This window comes from Arthrobacter sp. GCM10027362 (assembly GCF_042679445.1).
Lineage (GTDB): Bacteria > Actinomycetota > Actinomycetes > Actinomycetales > Micrococcaceae > Crystallibacter.
Window position 1 is genome coordinate 1 of sequence record NZ_JBHTML010000036.1, and the last position, 20,822, is coordinate 20,822.

Below are 20,822 nucleotides of genomic sequence, written 5' to 3' on the forward strand. Positions count from 1 at the left end.
CTCCACCTGCCGGCCGCGCCGCAGGCACATCCGCAGGCTACGCACGTGCCGCCGGCTCCCACCCCCGACAGCGCGACGCCGGTCGAGGACGAAGCACTGCCCGGCGCCAAGCCGCACCAGCGCGGTGACGTGCAGTCGGCCGTGAGCCGGCTGATCACCCGGGTGCTGGCCAAGCCGCCGGTGCGCAAGGCGGCCAAGGACCTGGGCATCGACCTGGCCGACATCACCCCCACCGGCCGCGACGGCGAAGTGACCAAGCAGGACCTGCTCAGCTACCAGGCCCAGCGCGATGCCGAGGTGGACGCGGCGGAGCGGTTCTGGGCTCCGTCCCTGGAGCCTCAGGAGCAGCGGGTCGAGCGGATCCCGGTCAAGGGCATCCGCAAGATCACCGCGGAGAACATGGTCAGGTCCGCCTTCAGCGCACCGCACGTGAGCATCTTCGTGGACGTGGACGCCTCCCGGACCATGGAGTTCGTCAAGCGGCTGAAGGCCAGCCGGGATTATGAGGGCATCAAGGTCTCCCCGCTGCTGATCCTGGCCAAGGCGGTAATCTGGGCCGCGGCGCGCAACCCGTCGGTGAATGCGACCTGGGCCTCCGGCCAGGACGGTGACGAGATCCTAATCCACCACTACATGAACCTGGGCATTGCCGCGGCCACCCCGCGCGGGCTGCTGGTGCCGAACATCAAGGACGCCCAGGACCTGTCCCTGAAGGACCTGGCCATTGCCCTGAACGAGTTGGCCGCCCGCGCCCGCGAGGGCAAGACCCAGCCGGCCGAGATGCAGGGCGGGACCCTGACCATCACCAACATCGGGGCGCTGGGCATCGACACCGGCACGCCGATCCTCAATCCCGGCGAGGTGGCCATCGTGGCCTTTGGCACCATCAAGCAGAAGCCCTGGGTGCTCGACGGCGAGGTCATTCCGCGCTGGATCACCACCCTGGGCGGCTCCTTCGACCACCGCGTGGTCGACGGCGACCTCTCCGCCCGCTTCATGGCCGACGTCGCGTCCATCATGGAGGAGCCGGCCCTGCTGCTGGACTAGCCGGCAGCTGACTGTCGCGGTCGTTCCCCGGTAGGATCGGTTTCATGTGGCGAGGAGGAGCCTATCCGTGACTGATCCGAATGCCCGGCCGGCGGCAACCGCGGACCTGTACGACGAGCACGGCGAGGAGCTGCAGTCGCTGTCGCTGCAGTTCCAGGACCTCGGCGGCCGGCAGGCCTTCAGCGGCCCGGTCCGTACCGTGCGCTGCCGGGAGGACAACGGCCTGGTCAAGTCCGTACTGAACTCCGCCGGCAATGCAGCGGTGCTGGTGGTGGACGGCGGCGGCCTGCTGACCACGGCGCTGATGGGGGACATGATCGCCGCCGCGGCGGTGGAGCACGGCTGGGCCGGAGTGGTCGTCCACGGGGCCGTCCGGGACCGTGAGGCCTTGGCCGGGCTGCCGCTGGGGGTCAAGGCCCTGGGCACCAACCCGCGCAAGAGCGCCAAGGCAGGAGCCGGCGAGGTGGACGCGGTGCTTCGGATCGACGGCGTCGTGATCCGTCCCGGGGCCATGCTCTACGCCGACCGGGACGGCATTCTGGTTGGATACTGAGCCGGGCGCTGGGCCCCGGCCCGTTCGGGCATGGTTGACTGGGAGCATGAGCGACTACCGGCCGCAGCGGCCTGCGAAGAACGACGGCGGCATGCCCCGGATCGATTGGCGCGGCACCCTGTGGGCCACGCTGTGCGTGTTCCTGCTCAGCTACGTGCTGATCTTCCTGCTCCCCGGGATGAACCCGATCCTGCGGATCATCCTGGTGCTGGCGCTCTACTTCGGCGGCCGCTACGCCTACCACAGGTACGTCCGGAAGCGCCGCTGAGGTTCTTAGATCGCCGCCTGCAGCACGGGGGCCAGCCGGCGGACGCCTTCGCGGATCTGCTCGGCGGACACGGCGCTGAAGGCGAGCCGGAGCTTGTTGGACGGCCGGTCCGACGGCGTGAAGGCGGCACCGGGGATGAAGACGACGCCGGCGTCGATCGCCTTGTGCAGCAGCGGATAGGTGTCGACGTGCCCGGGCATCGTGACCCAGACGAAGAAGCCGCCGTCCGGCTTGGTCCAGCTGATTCCTTCCGGCATGAACTCCTGCAGGGCGGCCAGCATCGCGGCGCAGCGCTCGGCGTAGAGCCGCCGGTAGGTGGCAATCTGGCCGCGCCAGTCGTGCTCTTCCAGGTACCCGGAGATCAGCATCTGGTTCAGGGTCGGCGGGCAGAGCATGACGGATTCGCTGGCCAGGTAGAAGCGCCGCTGCAGGTGGGCAGGCACCAGGGCCCAGCCGATGCGCAGGCCCGGGGCGAGGATCTTGGAGAACGAGCCCAGGTAGATCACGTCGTCGGGATTCCCGGCCCGCAGCGGGAGGATCGGGTGTCCGTCGAAGCGCAGCAGCCCGTAGGGGTTGTCCTCCAGCACCAGGACATTGGCCTGGCGGCAGATGTCCACGATCTGCTGCCGCCGCCCGGCGTCCAAGGTGATGCCGGACGGGTTGTTGAAACTGGGGATGGTGTAGAGGAACTTCACGTTCGCGCCGGAGGCCTGCAGCTCGGCGATCCGGCGTTCCAGCTCCTCGGGCACCAGGCCGCCGGCATCCATGGGTACCGGCTCGGCCCGCACCTGGTAGACCTCGAAGGTGTTCAGCGCGCCCACGTAGGTCGGATCCTCGCACAGCACCACGTCCCCGGGGTTGCAGAAGACCTTGCAGGCGATGTCCTGGGCCGACTGCGAGCCGATCGTGACGACGACGTTGGCCAGGTCCGCATCCGTGATGCCTTCCTCGGCCATCACCTCGCAGATTTGCCGGCGCAGCTCCAGGGTGCCCTGGCCGCCGCCGTACTGCAGCGCGGTCAGGCCCTGTTCGGTGACCAGCTGGTAGGCGATGGTGCCCAGCTTCTCCAGCGGCAAAGACTGCAGGAAGGGATTGCCGCCCGCCAGGGAGACCAGGCCGGGGCGCATGGAGATGTCGAAGACATCGCGGACGGCCGACTGCTTGATGTTGGAGGCGCGCTCGGCGAAGAGGTGCTGGTGCCGGTGGGCGGCCACCGCCCGTTCGAGGGCGACCTCGACGTCGTCGGGAACTGCGGAGGCAAGGGGCGTATCCGGAGTGACCATCCACTCAGAATAGCCGAGGTTGCCTAATGCGCAACGGCCGTTTTCTATTTGTTTTTCCGCGCTGGAGTGGGGCTTGAGGGCCCCGCAAGGGAACGGGCTGGGTCTCCGTTTGCGGAGCGTGCGGGGCGGCGGTGAACGGGTGGAACCGGCACTGCGGGAGCGCCCCAATCTTAGATCCAGCCCCTGTCCCGGGCCTTGAGCGCGGCCTGGAAACGGCTGTCCGCACCAAGTTCGTCCAGCATCCAGGCGATGTGCCGGCGGCAGGTGCGGACGCTGATGTTCAGGCGGCGTGAAATCACCTCGTCCGAATACCCTGCCGCCATGCCCCGGAGCACCGCAGCCTGGACGCTGGTGAGGCCGGAATCGTCGCCGTCGTCCTCGTCCTGCCATGGGTACGGGGAGGCCAGGTCCCAGCCGACGTTGAACAGATGGATGAAGATATTGATCAGGCTGACGTCGCGCACCACCAGGGCCGCCCTGTCCCCGGGATGGTGCTGGCGGCCGACCAGGGCCAGGCTCCGGTCGAAGACCATCAGCTTCAGGGGCACGTAGGTGAGGGTGCGGTATTCCAGTCCGGCCGGCGCGGTGGCCGCCACCGCCTTCCGGGTCGGCACATGGTCCAGGGTGCTGGCGTTGTAGAGGTTCTTGCGGACCACGCCGCGCTCCAGGAGCTCCAGGTCCTTCTGGATGCCCTCGTGGTGCACATCCGCGGTGGAGGCGGCGGGCTGCGCGATCAGGACCTGCTCGCCGACGTCCCGGCCGTAGTCGATCAGCAGGTTCCGGATGACCACGGGGTCCTCCAGTACCTCCACGCCGGAATCCATGGTGATTTTCCTGCGCGCGGCGACATAGGCCGGTACCAGGGCCGCCATGTCGCTGCGGTGGCTGGCGATCTTGGTGCGCAGGTCGATCAGCAGCCGTTCGTCCGCTTCCACCAGTTGGGACAGGGCTACGTCCGGGGAGATGGCCACCATGTAGCCGGCGCCGTCCGCGGGCAGCTGGAAGAGCCGCCGGGCTGCCAGCTCTTCGATGGCTTTGTCCAGGTCGCGCAGCGTGTAGCCGAGCGCGGTCGAGGCATCCTCCCGGGTCCATCCGGGGTGGGTTACCGCGTATTGGTACAGCTCGAACGCCGTGGTGCTGATCACCGCGAGCCCCCTTCCATTGATGGCGCGGCGGGTATACCGGCACCATGGTCATGGCCGGAATCACCATCACTCTATCGGCGCGGCAGCTCCGTTTCGGAGCATTTTGTGGGTGTAACTATATGCCATGGCAGGATACTGACAGCTCTGCGGGAAGGGGCCTTCCGGGCCGGGCCGCGGGCCCCGAAGTCCCGACATCACAAGCGGTTTCGCCGGCTCCGGCCGCTGGCACTAAACGGACAAGCGCTGCCGTAAGTCCTCTACCGGGCATGTCCGGAAGTTGCCCCGGCGGTGGCTGGACTTACCTGGCGGCCAGCGGAATTCTGGTGATGCCGGGTTAGCCACCCGCCTCAAGTCTCAGCCACTCGAAGGGGATAGCCATGTTGAAGAAGATTGCATGCACTACTGCCGGTCTACTGGTCGCCCTGGGTGCGGTGACCGCCTCCACTCCTGCGGTCGCCGACGGCGGCCAGACCGCAGTCCAGCCGGCCAAGGCCCCCAGCGGCGCCATCCTGAGTGCCAAGGCCTGGGACTGGTAGGAATCCCTGAACCGCCCCATCCGGAAGCCATGCCGCTGATCCCGTAGCCAGGACGGCCGGTCTTCCCTCCCCCACCCACCAGCGAGCAACGTTAGGAGCAGCGCATGAGCCAGTTGACAGCCGTCCGCACGTCCGAGTCGCTCGGCCTCGAACCATACTGGTGGGTCCTGTCTATTTACACCGGTAGACAGGACGAGGCCGAAGCCGTCATAGGAGAACTGGTTACGCCACTGGTAGCCCACGCCCGCCGCGAAGGCGTGGGACGCTGGTACTTCAGCCAGCATGCCGACCGGGTGGGGCACCACGTGAAGGTCCGGTTCCTGGGCAGCCGCCCCATGCTCGACAGCCTCCGGAGGTTCGAGATGGCGGCCCGGAACCGGGCCCGGTGCCTGGCCACGGTCCGGACCGAGCAGCATTACGTCCTGCCGGCGCAGTATGAAGAGTCCTACTCCCTCCTGGCAGCCGGCATGGAGCTGCAGGAAGTCCAGGAGTCCGAACTGGACCGTTTCGGCGGGCCCGAGGGCCTGGAACTCGCGGAAGAGGTCTTCGAGCTCTCTTCGGAGTTGGCCATGTGGGCCACCCAGCGTTTCAGCAAGCGCCAGGGCCGCTCGGCGCTGGCCGCCCTGCTGCTCTCGGATGCGGCTTGGGCCATGTTCCACGGTGCCCGCGCCGCCCAGTGGCCGGACCGGACCAGGCTGTCGTGGGACTACTACTGGAACAACCACCTTCGTGCATCCACTGCGGAGCTGGGCCGCGAAGCCGCCAAGGCCCGGGCCGGCCTGGAGGTCGGGCTGATGTCCCGGACCAAGCCAATGCACCGGCTGATGGCCGCCACCGCGGCCGAGAGCAGCGTGCAGAACTGGCGGCGGCGCTGGACCCGCGCCATCGACACGTATCTCTACCGGGCGGACAAGGCCCGCGCGAGCAGGAGTGCGCATCACCTGACGTTCAGCCAGGCCCATCTGATGGTCAACCGGCTGGGCTTCACTTCCTGGGAGGAAGCCTCGCTGGGTATTTATGCCCGGGGCTGGACTCCGGATGTCGAGTCTTTCCTGCTGGAGAAGAGGGAAATATGAGCTCACAGAATCCGTCCGGAACCGTTCCGGACATTGCAGAACAGGGCTCCTCGATGGAGGTGCTGGGTGTGCTGGGCGCCCACGGCCAGGACGGCGACATGCTGAATTTGCGTGCCGACGACTACTCGCGCGACGCCGCTTGGGCGGACCATTCCTGGCAGTAGCGGGCGCGTCTGCATAATTTCATAAGCCACTGGCCGGAACTCCCCCCAACGGTTCCGGCCAGTTCCTTTGTGTTGGGGAAGCCAATATAGTTGGTTTCCTCAACTGTTGTGACTATTAAGCTTCTTGCGTATCGTGTGGGTAACGATTGAAAGGCGTGTTTGACCTCACAACTTTGGGTGAACCACAGTGAATGGAGAACACCGGTTCGCCCATCGAACGGCGCCGGTGCTGCCGGCAGCCTGACTAGGAGTGGAAATGAAACGTGCACTGACCGCGCTGGTAGCCGTTGCCTCGGTCCTGGCCCTGTCGGCCTGCGGCGGCGGCTCCCCGAGCGGCTCGGGGGCCGCCCCGTCCGAGACGGCCGGTGGCGGCAACCTGACCAGGATCAGCGTCGGGGTGATCCCGATCGTGGACACCGCCCCGATCTGGCTCGGTGACTCCAAGGGTTTCTTCAAGGAAGAGGGCCTGGACCTGGACATCCAGACGGCCACCGGCGGCGCCGCGATTGTGCCCGGCGTGGTCAGCGGCAGCTTCGACTTCGCCTTCTCCAATCTGATCTCCGTCATGGTTGCCAAGGACAAGGGCCTGGACCTGAAGTTCGTGGCCAACGGCGCCTCCACCACCGGGGACAAGAAAAAGGACATCGGTGCCGTCGTCGTGCCGGCGGACTCGCCGATCAAGTCGCCCAAGGACCTGGCCGGCAAGAAGGTCTCGGTCAACAACCTGTCCAATATCGGCGACACCACCATCAGCTCCGTGGTTGAGGCCGACGGCGGGGACCCGAAGTCGGTCAAGTTCGTGGAAGTGGCCTTCCCGGACGCACCGGCCGCGCTGGAGAACAAGCAGGTCGACGCTGCCTGGATCCTCGAGCCGTTCCTGAGCTCGGCGCTGGAGAAGGGCGCCCGCGTCATCACCTACAACTTCGCCGACTTCAATCCGGAACTGGACATTGCCGGCTACTTCACCACCGGCGACACCGTCGCCAATGACCCGGAGCTGGTGAAGAAATTCACTACGGCGATGAACAAGTCGCTGGAGTATGCCCAGGACAACCCGCAGGAAGTCCGGGACATCGTGGGCACCTACACCAAGATCGACCAGGCAACCCGGGACAAGATGACGCTGCCGCGCTACCGCCCGGATTTCAACCGCGACGCGGCCAACAAACTCGGCGAGGCAGCCGCCAAGTACGGCACCCTGTCCAAGGCTCCGAACCTGGATGAGCTGCTGCCATGACTGCCCCTGTCGTAACCGCTTCCGCCTCCGCCGGGGCGGCTCGGAAGCCCGGAAGGAAGGGGCCGGCCAGGCAGCTGCTCGGTCTGGCCGGCATCATCATCTTCCTGCTGGTGTGGGAGCTGATCCCGCGGGCGGGGATCGTTGAGCCGCGGTTTTTGCCCCCGGCTTCCGAGGTCATCGCCGCACTGGCACGGGACTTCGGGCTGACCGCATTCTGGGTGGCCGTGGGCGAGACCATGCTGGCCTGGTTCCTGGGCCTGCTCATGGCGATCGTGCTGGCCGTGGTGGCCGGGTTCATTATCGGGTCGAGCTCCTTCCTGCGGAAGTTCACCAACTCCACGGTGGAGTTTTTGCGCCCGATCCCGTCGGTGGCGCTGATCCCGCTGGCGGTGCTTTTGTTCGGGGTCAAGATCGAGTCCTCCCTGATGCTGATTGTCTACGCCTCGTTCTGGCAGGTGTTCATCCAGGTCCTCTACGGGGTGGCGGACGTGGACAATGTCGCCATGCAGACCGCGCGCAGCTACGGGCTGGGCACGGCCGCCCGCATCCGCCACGTGGTGTTCCCGACGGCACTGCCGTACCTGATGACCGGGGTGCGCCTGGCCGCGTCGGTGGCGCTGATCCTGGCGATCACCGCCGAACTCGTGATCGGCTCCCCGGGCCTGGGCCACGAGATCGCCCTGGCCCAGTCCGGCGGGGCCATCTCGGGCATGTATGCCCTGGTGCTGGCCACCGGCCTGATCGGGGTGCTGATCAACCTGCTCATGCGCTTCATCGAGCGCCGGACGCTCTCCTGGCACTCCTCCGTGCGTTCCGAGGTGATCGTGTGAAAGCGGCCAACCTTCTCAAGGCCATCCTGTACGCCGTCGCACTGCCGGCGATCCTGGTCCTCATCTGGTGGGCCGCAACGCTGGGCGCGAAGAACTTCTTCGTCCCCACGCCCGGCATGCTGGTCTCCACGTTCGCCGAGACCTGGTTCGGGGATCGGATCCTCACCGACGTCCTGCCAAGCATCGGCCGGCTCATCGTCGGCGTGGTCTCGGCGATCGTGCTGGGCATTGTGGCGGGCCTGCTGATCGGGTCGGTGCGGTGGCTGCGGGCGCTGACCGAGCCGGTGCTGGAATTCTTCCGGGCGATCCCGCCGCCGGTCCTGGTGCCGGTGCTGATGCTGCTGATGGGCATCACCGACTCCATGAAGGTGGTCGTGATCATTTCCGGCTGCATCTGGCCGGTGCTGCTGAACACCATCGAGGGCGTGCGCGCCATCGATTCGGTGCTCTCGGACTCCTCCCACACCTACGGGATCACCGGTGCAGCCCGGGTGCGCTACCTGGTGCTGCCCTCGGCCGCTCCGCAGATCATGGCCGGGGTGCGCCAGTGCCTGTCCATCGGGCTGATCCTGATGGTCATCTCCGAAATGTTCGCCTCGTCCTCCGGGCTGGGCTTTACCATCGTGCAGTTCCAGCGCTCCTTCGCCATCCCGGAAATGTGGTCCGGCATCGTGATCCTGGGCCTGATCGGGGTCGCCATGTCCTTTATCTTCCAGTACACCGAACGGCGCATCCTGCGCTGGTACCACGGCCTGCGAGAGGTAGAAAATGCAGCCTGAAACCACCGGCAAGACCACCGTGTCCGGCCCGGCGCCGGCCGGACGCACCCTGCCCGAAGGCGAGGCCATGCTCTCGGTGCGGAACCTGAAGAAGGTCTACCAGACCGACGGCGGACCCGTCGAAGCGGTGCGCAACCTCACCTTCGACCTGCGGGCCGGGGAGCTGGCCTGCCTGGTGGGCCCCTCCGGCTCGGGCAAGACCACCCTGCTCAAGTGCATCTCCGGGCTCATGGCCCCCACCGAGGGGCAGGTGCTCCTGGCTGGGACGGTGGTCTCCGGCCCGCCCAAGAAGATGGCCGTGGTGTTCCAGGAATACGGCCGGTCCCTGTTCCCGTGGATGCGGGTGCGCGAGAACGTCGAGCTGCCGCTGAAGAACGCCCGCGTGCCCAAGGCTGAACGGGACAAGCTCGTGGACGAGGCGCTCGAGGCCGTGGGGCTGTCCCACGTGCCCATGTCCTACCCCTGGCAGCTCTCCGGCGGCATGCAGCAGCGCGTGGCCATCGCCCGCGCCGTGGCCTACCAGCCCGAGGTGCTGCTGATGGACGAACCGTTCGCCGCCGTGGACGCGCAGACCCGCGCGGACCTGGAGGACCTGATCCGCACCGTGTGGAAGAAGCTGGGCGTGACCGTCCTGTTCGTCACCCACGACATCGACGAATCCGTCTACCTGGGCGAACGGGTCATCATCCTCTCGTCCTCGCCGACGGTCATCCAGGAGGACCTGGTCATCGACCTGCCCGACGAGCGCGATCAGCTCAACACCCGCGCCCTGCCGCGCTTCACCGAGCTGCGCCACCACGTCTACGAACAGATCCAGCTGGCCAAGGCCGGCCACCGTCCCGCCGCCGCGGCGCGTTGATCCTCAGGCCGGAAGCGGGCGCCTTCGTAAGGTGCCCGCTTCCGGGGTCCCGGGGCAGGAAGGGCGCGTCAGTCCCCGTTGTCGAAGGCCACGCGGTGCAGCAGGGACCGCAGCGTCTCCCGCTCGGCCGGGCTGAGCCGGCGCATCGACTGCGCCTCGGACTGGCGGACGACGGCGGCGGCGGCCTTGTACAGGCGGCGTCCGGCGGGGGTGGCGGCAATGACCTTGGACCGGCGGTCCCGCGGGTCCGCTTCCCGCGTCACCGCGCCGCGCTTTTCCAGCTGGTCCACCAGCGCAACGATCTGGCTCGGGTCCAGGCTCAGGAAGTCGGCCAGCTCCCGCTGGGAGGGGTGTTCCCCGCTGCAGGCCAGCGAGAGCACCGAATAGGAACGCACCTTCAGGTCCAGGTCCGCCAGCATGCGGTTGGCGCGGCCGGAACCGATCGAGCGGGCGCGGGCGGTCAGGAATTCGATCTCGGCGGCCAACTCGGTGTGTTCCAGCCGCTCGATACCGGTCTGCGGGATGTCCGGGACCTCGCCGCGTTGCGACGTCCGGGAGTCCGTGGAGGGCTGGGCAGACATGGTTCCTCGCAATACTGTGGTTCAGGCAAGATAATGATTGACTTTTTCAATGGTATAGGTTGTCATTGATTTCAGTTCAGCATAACCCCCACGGTCCGGACTGGGAACCGGCAGCAGCGAAGGAGATTCGGATGGCAGAGAATCTGGCAGGCAAGGTAGCGATTGTCACCGGCAGCGGGCGGGGCCTGGGCCTGGCCTACGCGCAGGAACTGGCCGCCCGGGGCGCCGCCGTCGTGGTCAACGACGTGGACGCGGCGGTGGCCGGGGGGGCGGTGGCCTCGATCACCGAAGCCGGCGGCAGGGCCGTGGCCGTGGCCGCCCCCGTCGGGCCGACCGAAACCGCGAAGGCCCTGGTGGCCGCCGCCGTGGAGAACTTCGGCCGGCTGGACATCCTGGTCACCAACGCCGGGGTGCTGCGGGACAAGTCCCTGCTGAAGATGACCGACGAGGACTTTGATACGGTCATCCACGTGCACCTGCGCGGCACCTTTACCTGCGTACGCGAGGCCTGGGCCTACTTCAAGGAGCACGGCGTGCCCGGCCGGATCATTGCCGTCGGCTCCCCGACGGGCCAGCGCGGGAACTTCGGACAGACCAACTATGCCGCGGCCAAGGCCGGCATCGTGGGCATGGTGCGCACCTGGGCGCTGGAGATGACAAGGGCCGGGGTCACCGCCAACGCCGTCATCCCGGTGGCCGCCACCGCCATGACCAGGACCGTGCCGTTCTTCCAGAAGGCCGTTCAGGCCGAGGAGCGCGGCGAGCCGATGCCGGAATTCTTCCGCAAGGAGCTCGGCTTCGGCACCGCGGCCGACGTCGCGCCCCTGGTCGCCTTCCTCGCCTCCGACGCCGCGGCCCGGGTCACCGGCCAGGCCATCGGCGTGGGCGGGGACCGGCTGCAGCTGTGGAGCCACCCGGAGCCGGTGGCCACTGAATACCGTGACGGCGGCTGGGACTTCCAGACCCTGGTGGAGAAGTTCGAGGCGCTCTTCGGGGACAGGCTGCAGCCGGTGGGGGAGAAGTTCCCCGACCTGCCGGCGGACCTGCAGCCGGAACCGGCCGGGACCAAGTAGCCGTGGCGCCGGTGCGTTACGAGCCGGGCCTGGACGTCGCCCGGCTGGAGGCCATCGACATGCACGTGCATGTGGAGGTCGACAGCCGCGGCCACCCGTCGCTGCCGCCGGCGCTGACCGAGGCCTCGGGCAGGTACTTCAGGGCCGAGGACCGCTCCCCGTCGCTGGACTCGATCGCCGAGACCTACCGGGGGCTGAACATGGCCGCGGTGGTCTTCACCGTGGATGCGCGCACCCGGCTGGGGCACGAGCCCAACAGCATCGAGGAGATCGCCGAGGGCGCCGCGCGCAACAACGACGTGCTGATCCCGTTCGGGTCCGTGGACCCGCTCACCGGCACTGAGGCCATCGACCGGGCCAGGCGCCTGGCCGGGGACTGGGGCGTGCGCGGCTTTAAGTTCCACCCGAGCCTGCAGGGCTTCAACCCGGCCGATCCGCGGTTCTACCCGCTCTGGCAGGCGCTGCAGGAGATCGGGCTGCCGGCCATCTTCCACACCGGCCAGAACGGCATGGGCGCGGGCCTGCCCGGCGGCTACGGCATCAAGCTGGGCTATTCCAACCCGCTGCTGCTGGACGAGGTGGCCGCGGACTTCCCGGACCTGACCATCATCATGGCCCATCCCTCGGTGCCCTGGCAGGACGAGGCCAACTCGATCGCCACGCACAAGGCGAACGTGTTCATCGACCTGTCCGGCTGGAGCCCGAAGTACTTCCCGGAGTCCCTGGTCAGGCTCTCCGGCACCGTGCTGCAGGACAAGGTGCTCTTCGGCACCGACTTCCCCCTGATCACCCCGGCCAAATGGCTGGACGCCTTCGCCGCCCTGCCGGTCCGGGACGAGGTGCGCCCGAAGATCCTCAAGCACAACGCCGTGAAGCTGCTGGGCCTGGACCGCCGGGAGCAGGCATGAGCACCACCACCGAAGTGCAGGCCGCGGCCGGCCTGTACCCCTCGGACCAGTACGGCTACGCGTCGCTGCTGACCGGCGCCGAGCTGGCGGTACTCGGCCGGCTCCGCCGGGTGCTGGACGAACAGGTGCACCCCCTGCTGGCCGACTATTGGGAGCGCGGGGAATTCCCCGCGCAGATCGCCCGGCCGCTGATCGACCTGAAGCTGATGGATCCTTGGGAACTCACCATTGGCGGCGCCGTGCCGTCCGGCCTCTATTCGGGGTTCCGCAACTTCGAACTGGCCCGCACGGACGCCTCCGTGGCCACCTGGTACAATGCCCAGTCCGGGCTCTTCCGCACCGTGGTGAACCTGGGCGGCAGCCCGGAACAGGCGGCCGAACTGGACCCGAAGATCCGGTCCTTCGAGTACAAGGGCGTCTTCGCGCTGACCGAGCCCGGCCACGGCTCGGACATCGCCGGCGGCCTGGAAACCAGCGCCCGGCACGACGGCGGGAACTGGGTGCTCAATGGCGCCAAGCGCTGGATTGGCGGGGCCCTCGCTGCCGACGTGCTGGCGGTCTTCGCCCGGGACGAGGCGGACGGGCAGGTCAAATGCTTCCTGGTCCCCACCGGTACGCCCGGGGTGGCCCTGGCCAAGATCCGGCACAAGACCAGCCTGCGGATCATGCAGAATGCCGACATCACCCTCACCGACGTGGTGGTGCCCGAGTCCGCGCGGCTGCAGAACGTCAACTCGTTCCGGGACGTGGCCTCGCTGCTGCGGAACATGCGCTCGGATGTGGCCTGGATCGCCACCGGCGCCCAGGCCGGCGCCTACGAGGCGGCGCTGCGCTATGTGAAGCAGCGCGGGCAGTTCGGCAAGCCGCTGGCCGGCTTCCAGCTGATCCAGGAGAAGCTCTCGCTCATGCTGGCCAACCTCACTGCCAGCTTAGGGCTCGTGGTGCGCCTGACCCGGCAGCAGGAGGAAGGCATCTACAAGGACGAGAACTCGGCCATGGCCAAGATGTTCACCAGCCTGCGGCTGCGCGAGACTGCGGCCCTGGCCCGCGAGGTCTGCGGCGGCAACGGCATCACCTTGGACACCGACGTCGCCCGCTTCCACGCGGACGCCGAGGCCATCTATTCATACGAAGGCACCCACGAGATCAATGCGCTGGTCGTGGGCCGGGCCATCACCGGCACCGGGGCCTTCCGCTGATCCAACCGAGCCCGAAGACAATCAGGAACTGGAGCAGAACATGAGCACGACCAGCAAGACCATTGCCACCTTCGAGGAACTGTCCGGCCTGGCCGGCCGCGACCTGGGCTACACCGACTACCTCGAAATCACCCAGGATCAAATCAACACCTTCGCCGACGCCACCGATGACCACCAGTGGATCCACGTGGACCCGGAGAAGGCCAAGGAAGGCCCCTTCGGCGCCCCGATCGCCCACGGCTTCCTGACCCTGTCCCTGATCATCCCGCTGTGGAGCCGGCTGTTCGACGTCGAGGGCGTCAAGACCAAGGTCAACTACGGCCTGGACCGGGTGCGCTTCACCAGCCCGGTCAAGGTCGGCGCCAAGGTCCGCCTGCACTCGGTCATCGCCGAAGTCACCGAGGTCAAGGGCGGCGTGCAGATCAAGACCTCCAACACCATCGAGATCGAAGGCGAGGAGCGTCCCGCCGTCGTCGCCGAATTCCTCGCCCGCTTCTACGCCTGACCACCGCCGGAGCCGCCGGCACCCACCCGTCACCCGCCCTCAAGGAAGAGGATCAGAATGAAAAAGCACCTCGCCAAGCTGCTCGCCGGCGGCGCGATTGCCGCGCTGGCCCTGACCGGCTGCGGTTCCGGCTCGCCCTCCGGTTCCGCCGAAACCGGAGCGGGACCCGGCAGTGCTTCCGGCGGCACCAGGGACATCACCGTGGGTGTGCTGTCCATCGCCCCGTCCGCCGCCATGCAGTACGGCATTGACGAGGGAATCTTCGAAAAGCACGGCCTCAACGTGGAACTGCAGCCCGGCCAGGGCGGGGCGGCCATGCTCCCGGCCGTGTCCACCGGGACCCTGAACTTCGCCGTCGGCAACCCGCTGTCGGTGATGACGGCGGCGACCAAAGGCCTGGACATGAAGATCGTCACCGGCTACTCGGCCTCCAAGGCCGAGGGCGAGGACATTAATGGCGTCGTGACCAGGAAGGACTCCGGCATCAGCAGCTGGAAGGACCTGGCGGGCAAGACCACCTCGGTCAACGCGCTGAAGACCCAGGGCGACCTGACCATCATGCAGAGCGCCAAGCTCGACGGCGCGGATCCGTCCAAGCTCAAGTTCAACGAGATGCCCTTCCAGGACATGGAAGCCCAGCTGGAGCGCGGCAACACTGATGCCGTCTGGCTGCCGGAGCCGTTCCTGAGCCGGGCCCTGGCGGACAAGGACAACAAGCTGGTCGGCTACCCGAACCAGGAAGCGCTGCCGGGCCTGCCGACCATGGTCACCTTCTCCTCCGGCCAGTACATCAAGGACAACCCGGAGGTGGTCGCGGACTTCAAGGCCGCCGTCACCGAGGTGCTGGAGCAGGCCGAGAAGAACCCGGATGCGGTCCGGGCCATCCTGCCGAAGTTCATGAACATGCCGCCGGAGGTGGCGAAGAACCTGAAGATGGAAACCTTCGATCCCGAGGTCCGGACCCAGGTGCTGCAGGACATGGGCAGGCTCATGGTCGAGTACAAGTTCGTCGACAAGCAGCCGGACGTGGCGGCGATGACCGTCAAGTAGCCGCAAGGCAGCGAGCCGGGGCCTTTCCCGCAGGGGAGGGCCCCGGCCATGCCGGCGCCGCCGGAGCGGATCAGTGTCCGAAGATGTCCGCGTCCAGCAACCCCTCGTCCCCGGCGTTCAGCGCGCTGAGAGCGTCCAGTTCCTCCCTGCCCAGCACAAAGTCGAAGATGGCCAGGTTCTCGGCCAGCCGATCGGGGTGCGAGGACTTGGGGATGGCCACGTTCCCCACCAGGGTGTGCCAGCGCAGCACGATCTGGGCCGGCGTCCGGCCGTGCTTCTCGGCCAGGGCGGTGATTGTCGGGTCCTGCAGCAGCGCTCCGCCGCGGCCGAGCGGGCCCCACGCCTCAGTGACGATGCCGTGTTCGCGGTGCAGGGCCACGATGTCCGGCCGCGTATGCAGGGGATCGAGCTGGATCTGGTTGACCTCCGGCACCAGGCCCGAATCGAAGAGGCGCCGCAGGTGGGTGGGCTTGAAATTGGACACCCCGATGGCGCGGATGCGGCCGTCGGCCAGCAGCTTGGCCATCCCGGCCACGGCGTCTACGTACCGGTCCTGTTCCGGTACCGGCCAGTGCACCATCAGCAGGTCGATGTACTCGACCCCCAGTCGCCGCGCGCTGGCTTCGAAAGCCTCTTCCACACCGTCGTAGCTGTGCCACTGCTTGTTGAACTTGGTGGTGACGAAGATTTCCTCGCGCGGCACCGCACTGCGTTTGATCGCCGTCCCGACGCCGGGTTCGTTGCCGTAGTTTTCTGCCGTGTCGATCAACCGGTAGCCCATGTCCAGCGCCGTCTCCACCACCTCGGCGGCCTCGGCGTTCTCCATCGGCCAGGTGCCCAAACCGAGCAGCGGCATCTTGGCACCGTTGCGCAGGGTTACTACGGGGGCCAGCTCAACGTTCACGGCGCAATCCTTCGGTCGGTCGGGGCAGCGGCGGTACTGCCAGCACCCAGCGTAGAGGTTCGGCTGCTGCAGTTGAAGACCGCCCAGCCGGCCCCTCTGGAGGCCCAAATGGAAAACCGCTGTCCCGCGGGCCGTGTTCCGGTGTGGAACGGACGGCTGCGGGACAGCGGTTCCGGGCAGGGCCTGCGGGCAGGTCAGGCGTTGACCGGCTCCACGGCGCCGACGAGGGCGGAGAGGACGCCGGCCAGCTCGGCAGCGGTCTCTTCGTGGTCCTTCGGATGCGTCTCGGCGAAGACCTGGAAGCGGCCGCCGACGGCAATCGAGGCCTCCTCGAGCACCTTCGCGCCGGCCACCCCGAGGGCCTTGCGGGCGTCCGCGTTGGCCCACTGGGCACCGTAGGCGGAGGGCGAGCCGCTGACGACGGCGGCGGGCAGGTCCTTCACGGCACCGGCGCCGTACGGGCGGGACAGCCAGTCGATCGCGTTGTTCAGCACGGCCGGGGTGGTGCCGTTGTATTCGGGGGTTACCAGGAGCAGGGCGTCGGCGGCCTTGGCGGCATCGCGCAGCGCCTCGGCGGCGGCCGGAACGGCGCCTTCCACGTCCAGGTCCTCGTTGTAGAAGGGGACATCGGCCAGGCCTTCGTAGATGGTGACCTCGACGCCTTCCGGGGCGAGGGCGGCGGCGGCCTCTGCCAGCTTGCCGTTGACGGAAGCGCTGCGGAGGCTGCCCACGAGGGCGAGAACCTGGATGGTCATGTTTCTCCTAGGATGGTGCATTCTTATACGGGCACCGAACATAACGACGCGGTGACATGTCACGATTCCCGCGCGGGCGTCCGAACGGCTGTGGCGTTGCTCACTCGGCAGGTTCATTCGAGGCGCTGGCACGCTGTTCCAGCCACGCCTGCACATCCGTGAGCCGAATCCGCCGGTGCGTGCCGCGGTACTGGACCGGAATCGTGCCGTTGTCCGTCAGCCGGCGCATATAGGTCAGCGACACCCCCGCCGCCTCGGCCGCCTGCGAGGTGTTCAGCAGCTTTTCGGCGGAGGTGACCACCACCGCTTCGCCGCGGGCGAAGCGTTCGAGCAGGTCGACGACGGCGCCGGCGGCCTGCTCGGGCAGCCTCACCGTGGTGCCGTTGACGAAGACCGTCACGTCCGCGCTGTCCTCGAGGGCGCGCCGCAGCCTGGCGGCGTCCGCTTCGGACAGGGCCTCGGTGGCGCGGGGTTTGATCTGGGCCATGCCCCCCAGCGTAGTGCCCGAGGGTCCCAGGCCGAGCGTGCGAGGCTTGGGAGGGCGCGAAGCGGTAGTGCCCGAGGGTCCCAGGCCGAGCGTGCGAGGCTTGGGAGGGCACGAAGCGGTAGTGCCCGAGGGTCCCAGGCCGGGCGTGCGAGGGTGGGGGAGTCGCGAAGCGGCAGCGACCCCACCCACAACTGCTACCGGGCGGTCCGCAGCGCCTCGGCCTCGGCCCAGCTCTGCGGTCCGGTGGCAAAGGCCCCGCGGTAGGCGGCGGCCGGGTGGCGCTCGTTCAGGTGGTCGTACCCGAAAAGCTTCCTGCGCAGGGTACCTTCGGCGTACTCGGTCTGGGCCAGGCCGCGCTCGCGCAGCACCGGCAGGACCTTGTCCGCGAATTCCTCAAAGGAGCCGGGGATAACCCAGTTGATGACGTTGATGCCGTCGACGCCGGCACCCTGCCATTCCTCCAGCTTGTCGGCGATTTGCTCGGGGGTGCCGACCACCCGCGAGTTCCGGGCCTGCAGGTGGGCAATGTCGGCGACCACGGGTTCGCGGTCGGTAATATGCCTGGATACCCACTCGGTGAAGCCCTTCATGGTGTTAGTGTCCACGGCCGAGAGCGGAGTTTCGGGCGGGTAGACGCGTCCGGTCTTGTCCACAATGGCGGCGTGGGCGAGGTAGCCGTCCACGCTGACGTACTCGTCGTAGTACCTGGCCTTGGCCTGGGCCTCCTCCTCGGTGTCACCGATGATGAAGGACAGGCCCGGGAAGAACTTGATGTCTTCGGGCCGGCGTCCGGCCTCGACCGCGAGCCGGCGGGTATCCGCGATCAGCTCGCGCGCGACGCCGGGGCTTGGCGCGATGATGAAGACGGCCTCGGCGTTGCGTGCGGCGAAGGCGCGGCCGGAGGCGGAGGAGCCGGCCTGGAACAACAGCGGGGTCCGCTGCGGGCTCGGGGAGGGCAGGTGCGGGCCCTCGACGCGGTAGCGCGGGCCCTCGTGGTAGATCTTGTGGATTTTGGCGGGATCGGAGAAACGTCCGTTCTCCTTGTCCTTCAGCAGCGCGCCCTCGTCCCAGGACCCTTCCCAGAGCTTGAAAGCGACGTCCACGTATTCGTCCGCCCAGCGGTAACGTTCGGTATGGTCCGTCAGCGCGTCCAGCCCGTAGTTGCGCGCTCCGTTGTCCTGCACGCCGGTGACAATGTTCCAGGCGATGCGTCCGCCGGAGATGTGGTCCAGGGTGGACAGCTGCCGGGCGAAGTTGAACGGGTGGTTCTGCACCACGTTCGAGGTGGTGGCCAGCCCGATGTGCTTGGTCTTCACTGCCAGCGCGCCAAGCAGCACAGTCGGGTCGTTCGAGGGGATCTGCAGGCCCTCGTGGGCGTACACGTCGAAGTCAGCGTCCGCGTCGCCGTAGAGGCCGGACACGTCCGCGAAGAACATCGCGTCGAACTTCGCGGCCTCGAGCTTCTGCGCCAGGTCGATCCAGGTGTTCACATCGTTGAACTCCGTCTGGCGGGCGTCGGGCCGCCGCCACTGGCCGTGGTGGATGTGGCTGGAGGTATTCATGACGAACGCGTTGAAATGAAGGGGTTTGCGCCGGCCGGTTCCGCTGGTTTCGTGCTGGGACATTTGCTGCTCCTACATTGTTCAATCCTGGTTGCCCTGGATCGTGGCACCGCGCCTGCGGCGCCGGCCAACGGGATTGAGCAGCGAGACCGCCCGAGTCGGTATGTTGCGGATTACGACGCCGCGGCCGCCTTCGTGACGTTGGTTAACCGGCCGCTACGGGCCGGGTCCCCGTGTGACCGTTTTATGGCCGGAGCGGCGGGCGGCGCGCAAGACTGGACCACCTTTACCAGCACCATCGAGGAGCAACCGTGGAAAACCGCCAGCCGGCGTACCTGGCGCCAGCCAATTCGACCCCCAGCCGCCGCCATCGTTCCGTCAGGGCGGCCCTGGCCGGTTCAGCCTCCCTGCTGGCCCTGCTGCTGGCCGGCTGCGGTGCCGGAGGCGGCGCTTCCGTTGAGGCCGCCGGCAGCGGAGCGCAGAGCGGGGAGAAAGTACAAGGCGGCACCGTCCGCTACGCCCACCTGCAGGAACCGCCCTGCATATACGGCGGCTGGGTCCAGCAGGCCTTCCTGTCCCGGCAGGTCCTGGACTCCCTGGTTTCGCAGACCGACGACGGCAAGATCGTCCCGTGGCTGGCGAAGTCCTGGAGCGTGAGCGAGGACCAGAAGACCTGGACGTTCAAACTCAAGGCCGGGGTGAAGTTCACCGACGGAACACCGGTCAACGCGCAGGCCATCGCGGACAACTTCGACTACTGGGCCGCCGGCGGCAACGGCACGGTCCAGGCCCACATCGGCGAGTACTACAAGTCGGCCCAGGCCGTGGACGACACCACCGTCCGGATCCACTTGAAAGCACCCTTCACCCCGTTCCTTTCCGCCGTCAGCCAGGGCTACTTCGGCATCCAGTCCCCGGCGGCGCTGAAGAAGCGTACGGACCAGCAGAACTGCGAGGCCCCGATCGGTTCCGGCCCCTTCACGGTGGGCCGGTGGAAGCGCGGTGAGTCCGTGACGTTCCTGAAGAACCCCGGCTACAACTCCGCGCCGGAAAACGCCAGGCACCAGGGTCCGGCCTACGTGGATTCCGTGGTGTGGTCGTTCGTCCAGGACAACACCTCCCGCTTCGGCTCGCTGGCCAGCGGAGAGTCGGATGCGATCGGCGAGGTCCCCACCGTGGACTTCGAGGCGGCCAAGTCCCAGTACGAGGTGCAGCAGTACATCACCCCGGGCCGTCCGGTGACCCTGTCCCTGAACACGGTGCAGGGCCCGTTTACGGACAGGCTGGTCCGCCAGGCATTCGCCTACAGCGCCGACCGCAAGGCAGCCGTGGACTCTGCCTTCCTCGGTGTCGTGCCCTTCGAGGGCAACGGCACGGTCAGCCAGAGCACGCCGGGCTATGACAAGGACGTTGCGGATGACTACCCGTTCGACCAGGCCAAGGCCAACGAGCTGCTGGACAAGGCCGGCTGGACCAAGCGCAACGCGGACGGCGTCCGGGTCAAGGACGGCAAGGAACTGGAGATTAATCTGGTCTTCGGCCTCAACTCGATCGTCACCACGGAGGGCGCTACCGCGCTGCAGAACCTGCAGGAACAGGTCAAGCCGGTGGGCTTCAAGGTAAACCTGCATCCGGTTACCCAGGCGGACCTGTTCGCCGGCACCTACTCCACGCCGGACAAGTACGACGCGCAGCTGGGCTACTGGACGAGCCCGCACTCCGGCATCCTGTACATCAACTTCCGGCAGAACACCAAGGAAAAGCCCAACTACGCGAACACCACGTTCTACAACAACGCGCAGATCGAGAAGACCATCCTCAAGGCGAACTCGGCCAGGACCGCCGATGAAGCCAACAAGTATTACGCCCAGGCGCAGCAGGCGCTCAGCGACGAGGCGGTGGCCGTGGGCCTGTACACGCAGACCTCCTCGCTGGCCGTCCAGCGCAAGCTCAAGGATGTCTGGCTCGAGGCCTCGCAGGGCGAGCCGGTCTTCCACGACGCCTACTTCACCAAGTGATCC

Annotated in this window: 23 protein-coding genes; 16 read left to right on the forward strand and 7 right to left on the reverse strand. The window is 67.5% G+C overall.

The genetic code is table 11. The annotated features are described in order from the left end of the window. The 3 genes from ACFQ36_RS07850 to ACFQ36_RS07860 all read left to right on the forward strand — a co-directional run. Positions 1-1,047: dihydrolipoamide acetyltransferase family protein (locus tag ACFQ36_RS07850; RefSeq protein ID WP_377012306.1), on the forward strand; the 1,047-nt coding region annotated here is incomplete at its 5' end. A gap of 67 nt (positions 1,048-1,114) precedes the next feature. Next, entirely contained in the window at positions 1,115-1,600 is a 486-nt protein-coding gene (gene rraA, locus ACFQ36_RS07855) for a ribonuclease E activity regulator RraA (RefSeq protein WP_377012308.1), read from the forward strand. A 46-nt stretch (positions 1,601-1,646) separates the two neighbouring features. Then, positions 1,647-1,868, forward strand: coding sequence for a hypothetical protein (locus tag ACFQ36_RS07860; RefSeq protein ID WP_377012310.1), 222 nt, complete (start codon positions 1,647-1,649; stop codon positions 1,866-1,868). Between the two features lie 5 nt (positions 1,869-1,873). On the opposite strand, the gene ACFQ36_RS07865 is transcribed toward ACFQ36_RS07860, so the two are convergent. Together ACFQ36_RS07865 and ACFQ36_RS07870 are read right to left on the reverse strand one after the other, a co-directional pair. Further along, positions 1,874-3,151 carry a PLP-dependent aminotransferase family protein gene (locus ACFQ36_RS07865; RefSeq protein WP_377012312.1) on the reverse strand — a complete coding sequence of 426 codons (1,278 nt, stop codon included), beginning with the start codon at positions 3,149-3,151 and terminating at the stop codon, positions 1,874-1,876. A gap of 170 nt (positions 3,152-3,321) precedes the next feature. Beyond that, positions 3,322-4,296, reverse strand: a complete 975-nt coding sequence (locus tag ACFQ36_RS07870) for a response regulator transcription factor (RefSeq protein ID WP_377012314.1) — start codon at positions 4,294-4,296, stop codon at positions 3,322-3,324. A 377-nt stretch (positions 4,297-4,673) separates the two neighbouring features. On the opposite strand from ACFQ36_RS07870, the gene ACFQ36_RS07875 reads away from it, so the two are divergent. The 7 genes from ACFQ36_RS07875 (at position 4,674) to ACFQ36_RS07905 (ending at position 9,777) form a co-directional block, all read left to right on the forward strand. Further along, positions 4,674-4,832 (forward strand): hypothetical protein, encoded by a 159-nt coding sequence (locus ACFQ36_RS07875; RefSeq protein WP_377012316.1) that lies wholly within the window; start codon positions 4,674-4,676, stop codon positions 4,830-4,832. A 104-nt stretch (positions 4,833-4,936) separates the two neighbouring features. Next, on the forward strand, positions 4,937-5,908 hold the full coding sequence (locus ACFQ36_RS07880) for a thiopeptide-type bacteriocin biosynthesis protein (RefSeq protein ID WP_377012318.1): 972 nt from the start codon (positions 4,937-4,939) through the stop codon (positions 5,906-5,908). Continuing rightward, entirely contained in the window at positions 5,905-6,072 is a 168-nt protein-coding gene (locus tag ACFQ36_RS07885; protein ID WP_377012320.1) for a hypothetical protein, read from the forward strand. The genes ACFQ36_RS07880 and ACFQ36_RS07885 overlap by 4 nt, the downstream gene beginning before the upstream one ends. Positions 6,073-6,328: 256 nt before the next feature. Beyond that, positions 6,329-7,309: an ABC transporter substrate-binding protein gene (locus ACFQ36_RS07890; protein WP_377012322.1), complete on the forward strand. Its 981-nt coding sequence runs from the start codon at positions 6,329-6,331 to the stop codon at positions 7,307-7,309. Continuing rightward, the gene (locus tag ACFQ36_RS07895; RefSeq protein WP_377012324.1) at positions 7,306-8,139 is read left to right on the forward strand and encodes an ABC transporter permease; all 834 of its coding nucleotides are present in this window, start codon (positions 7,306-7,308) and stop codon (positions 8,137-8,139) included. The genes ACFQ36_RS07890 and ACFQ36_RS07895 overlap by 4 nt, the downstream gene beginning before the upstream one ends. Beyond that, complete coding sequence (locus ACFQ36_RS07900; protein ID WP_377012326.1) at positions 8,136-8,918, forward strand: ABC transporter permease; 783 nt, start codon at positions 8,136-8,138, stop codon at positions 8,916-8,918. The genes ACFQ36_RS07895 and ACFQ36_RS07900 overlap by 4 nt, the downstream gene beginning before the upstream one ends. Then, entirely contained in the window at positions 8,908-9,777 is an 870-nt protein-coding gene (locus ACFQ36_RS07905) for an ABC transporter ATP-binding protein (RefSeq protein ID WP_377012327.1), read from the forward strand. Before ACFQ36_RS07900 ends, ACFQ36_RS07905 begins: the two co-directional genes overlap by 11 nt. Before the next feature lie 68 nt (positions 9,778-9,845). Here ACFQ36_RS07905 and ACFQ36_RS07910 read toward each other — a convergent pair whose 3' ends face one another. Next, the gene (locus tag ACFQ36_RS07910; RefSeq protein WP_377012329.1) at positions 9,846-10,358 is read right to left on the reverse strand and encodes a MarR family winged helix-turn-helix transcriptional regulator; all 513 of its coding nucleotides are present in this window, start codon (positions 10,356-10,358) and stop codon (positions 9,846-9,848) included. A gap of 131 nt (positions 10,359-10,489) precedes the next feature. Here ACFQ36_RS07910 and ACFQ36_RS07915 point away from each other — a divergent pair, with 131 nt between their 5' ends. From ACFQ36_RS07915 to ACFQ36_RS07935, 5 genes are read left to right on the forward strand one after another with little or no spacing between them, the layout of a single operon-like run. Then, positions 10,490-11,431 (forward strand): SDR family oxidoreductase, encoded by a 942-nt coding sequence (locus ACFQ36_RS07915; RefSeq protein WP_377012331.1) that lies wholly within the window; start codon positions 10,490-10,492, stop codon positions 11,429-11,431. Between the two features lie 59 nt (positions 11,432-11,490). Continuing rightward, positions 11,491-12,339, forward strand: a complete 849-nt coding sequence (locus ACFQ36_RS07920; protein WP_377012362.1) for an amidohydrolase family protein — start codon at positions 11,491-11,493, stop codon at positions 12,337-12,339. Beyond that, positions 12,336-13,538: an acyl-CoA dehydrogenase family protein gene (locus tag ACFQ36_RS07925; protein WP_377012333.1), complete on the forward strand. Its 1,203-nt coding sequence runs from the start codon at positions 12,336-12,338 to the stop codon at positions 13,536-13,538. Before ACFQ36_RS07920 ends, ACFQ36_RS07925 begins: the two co-directional genes overlap by 4 nt. Positions 13,539-13,578: 40 nt before the next feature. After that, positions 13,579-14,043 (forward strand): MaoC family dehydratase, encoded by a 465-nt coding sequence (locus tag ACFQ36_RS07930; protein ID WP_377012335.1) that lies wholly within the window; start codon positions 13,579-13,581, stop codon positions 14,041-14,043. Positions 14,044-14,100: 57 nt separating this feature from the next. Next, a complete protein-coding gene (locus tag ACFQ36_RS07935; protein ID WP_377012337.1) occupies positions 14,101-15,093 on the forward strand; it encodes an ABC transporter substrate-binding protein in 993 nt (330 codons plus the stop codon). Between the two features lie 70 nt (positions 15,094-15,163). On the opposite strand, the gene ACFQ36_RS07940 is transcribed toward ACFQ36_RS07935, so the two are convergent. The 4 genes from ACFQ36_RS07940 to ACFQ36_RS07955 all read right to left on the reverse strand — a co-directional run bounded on the left by ACFQ36_RS07940 (position 15,164) and on the right by ACFQ36_RS07955 (position 18,864). After that, the gene (locus tag ACFQ36_RS07940) at positions 15,164-15,997 is read right to left on the reverse strand and encodes an aldo/keto reductase (RefSeq protein WP_377012339.1); all 834 of its coding nucleotides are present in this window, start codon (positions 15,995-15,997) and stop codon (positions 15,164-15,166) included. Between the two features lie 194 nt (positions 15,998-16,191). Further along, entirely contained in the window at positions 16,192-16,752 is a 561-nt protein-coding gene (locus ACFQ36_RS07945) for an NAD(P)H-dependent oxidoreductase (RefSeq protein ID WP_377012342.1), read from the reverse strand. Positions 16,753-16,852: 100 nt separating this feature from the next. Then, entirely contained in the window at positions 16,853-17,239 is a 387-nt protein-coding gene (locus ACFQ36_RS07950) for a helix-turn-helix domain-containing protein (protein ID WP_377012344.1), read from the reverse strand. 194 nt (positions 17,240-17,433) lie between these two features. Continuing rightward, a complete protein-coding gene (locus ACFQ36_RS07955) occupies positions 17,434-18,864 on the reverse strand; it encodes an LLM class flavin-dependent oxidoreductase (protein ID WP_377012345.1) in 1,431 nt (476 codons plus the stop codon). A 248-nt stretch (positions 18,865-19,112) separates the two neighbouring features. Between ACFQ36_RS07955 and ACFQ36_RS07960 the strand changes: the two genes are divergently transcribed. Continuing rightward, positions 19,113-20,819 carry an ABC transporter substrate-binding protein gene (locus ACFQ36_RS07960; RefSeq protein WP_377012347.1) on the forward strand — a complete coding sequence of 569 codons (1,707 nt, stop codon included), beginning with the start codon at positions 19,113-19,115 and terminating at the stop codon, positions 20,817-20,819. Positions 20,820-20,822 lie beyond the last annotated feature (3 nt).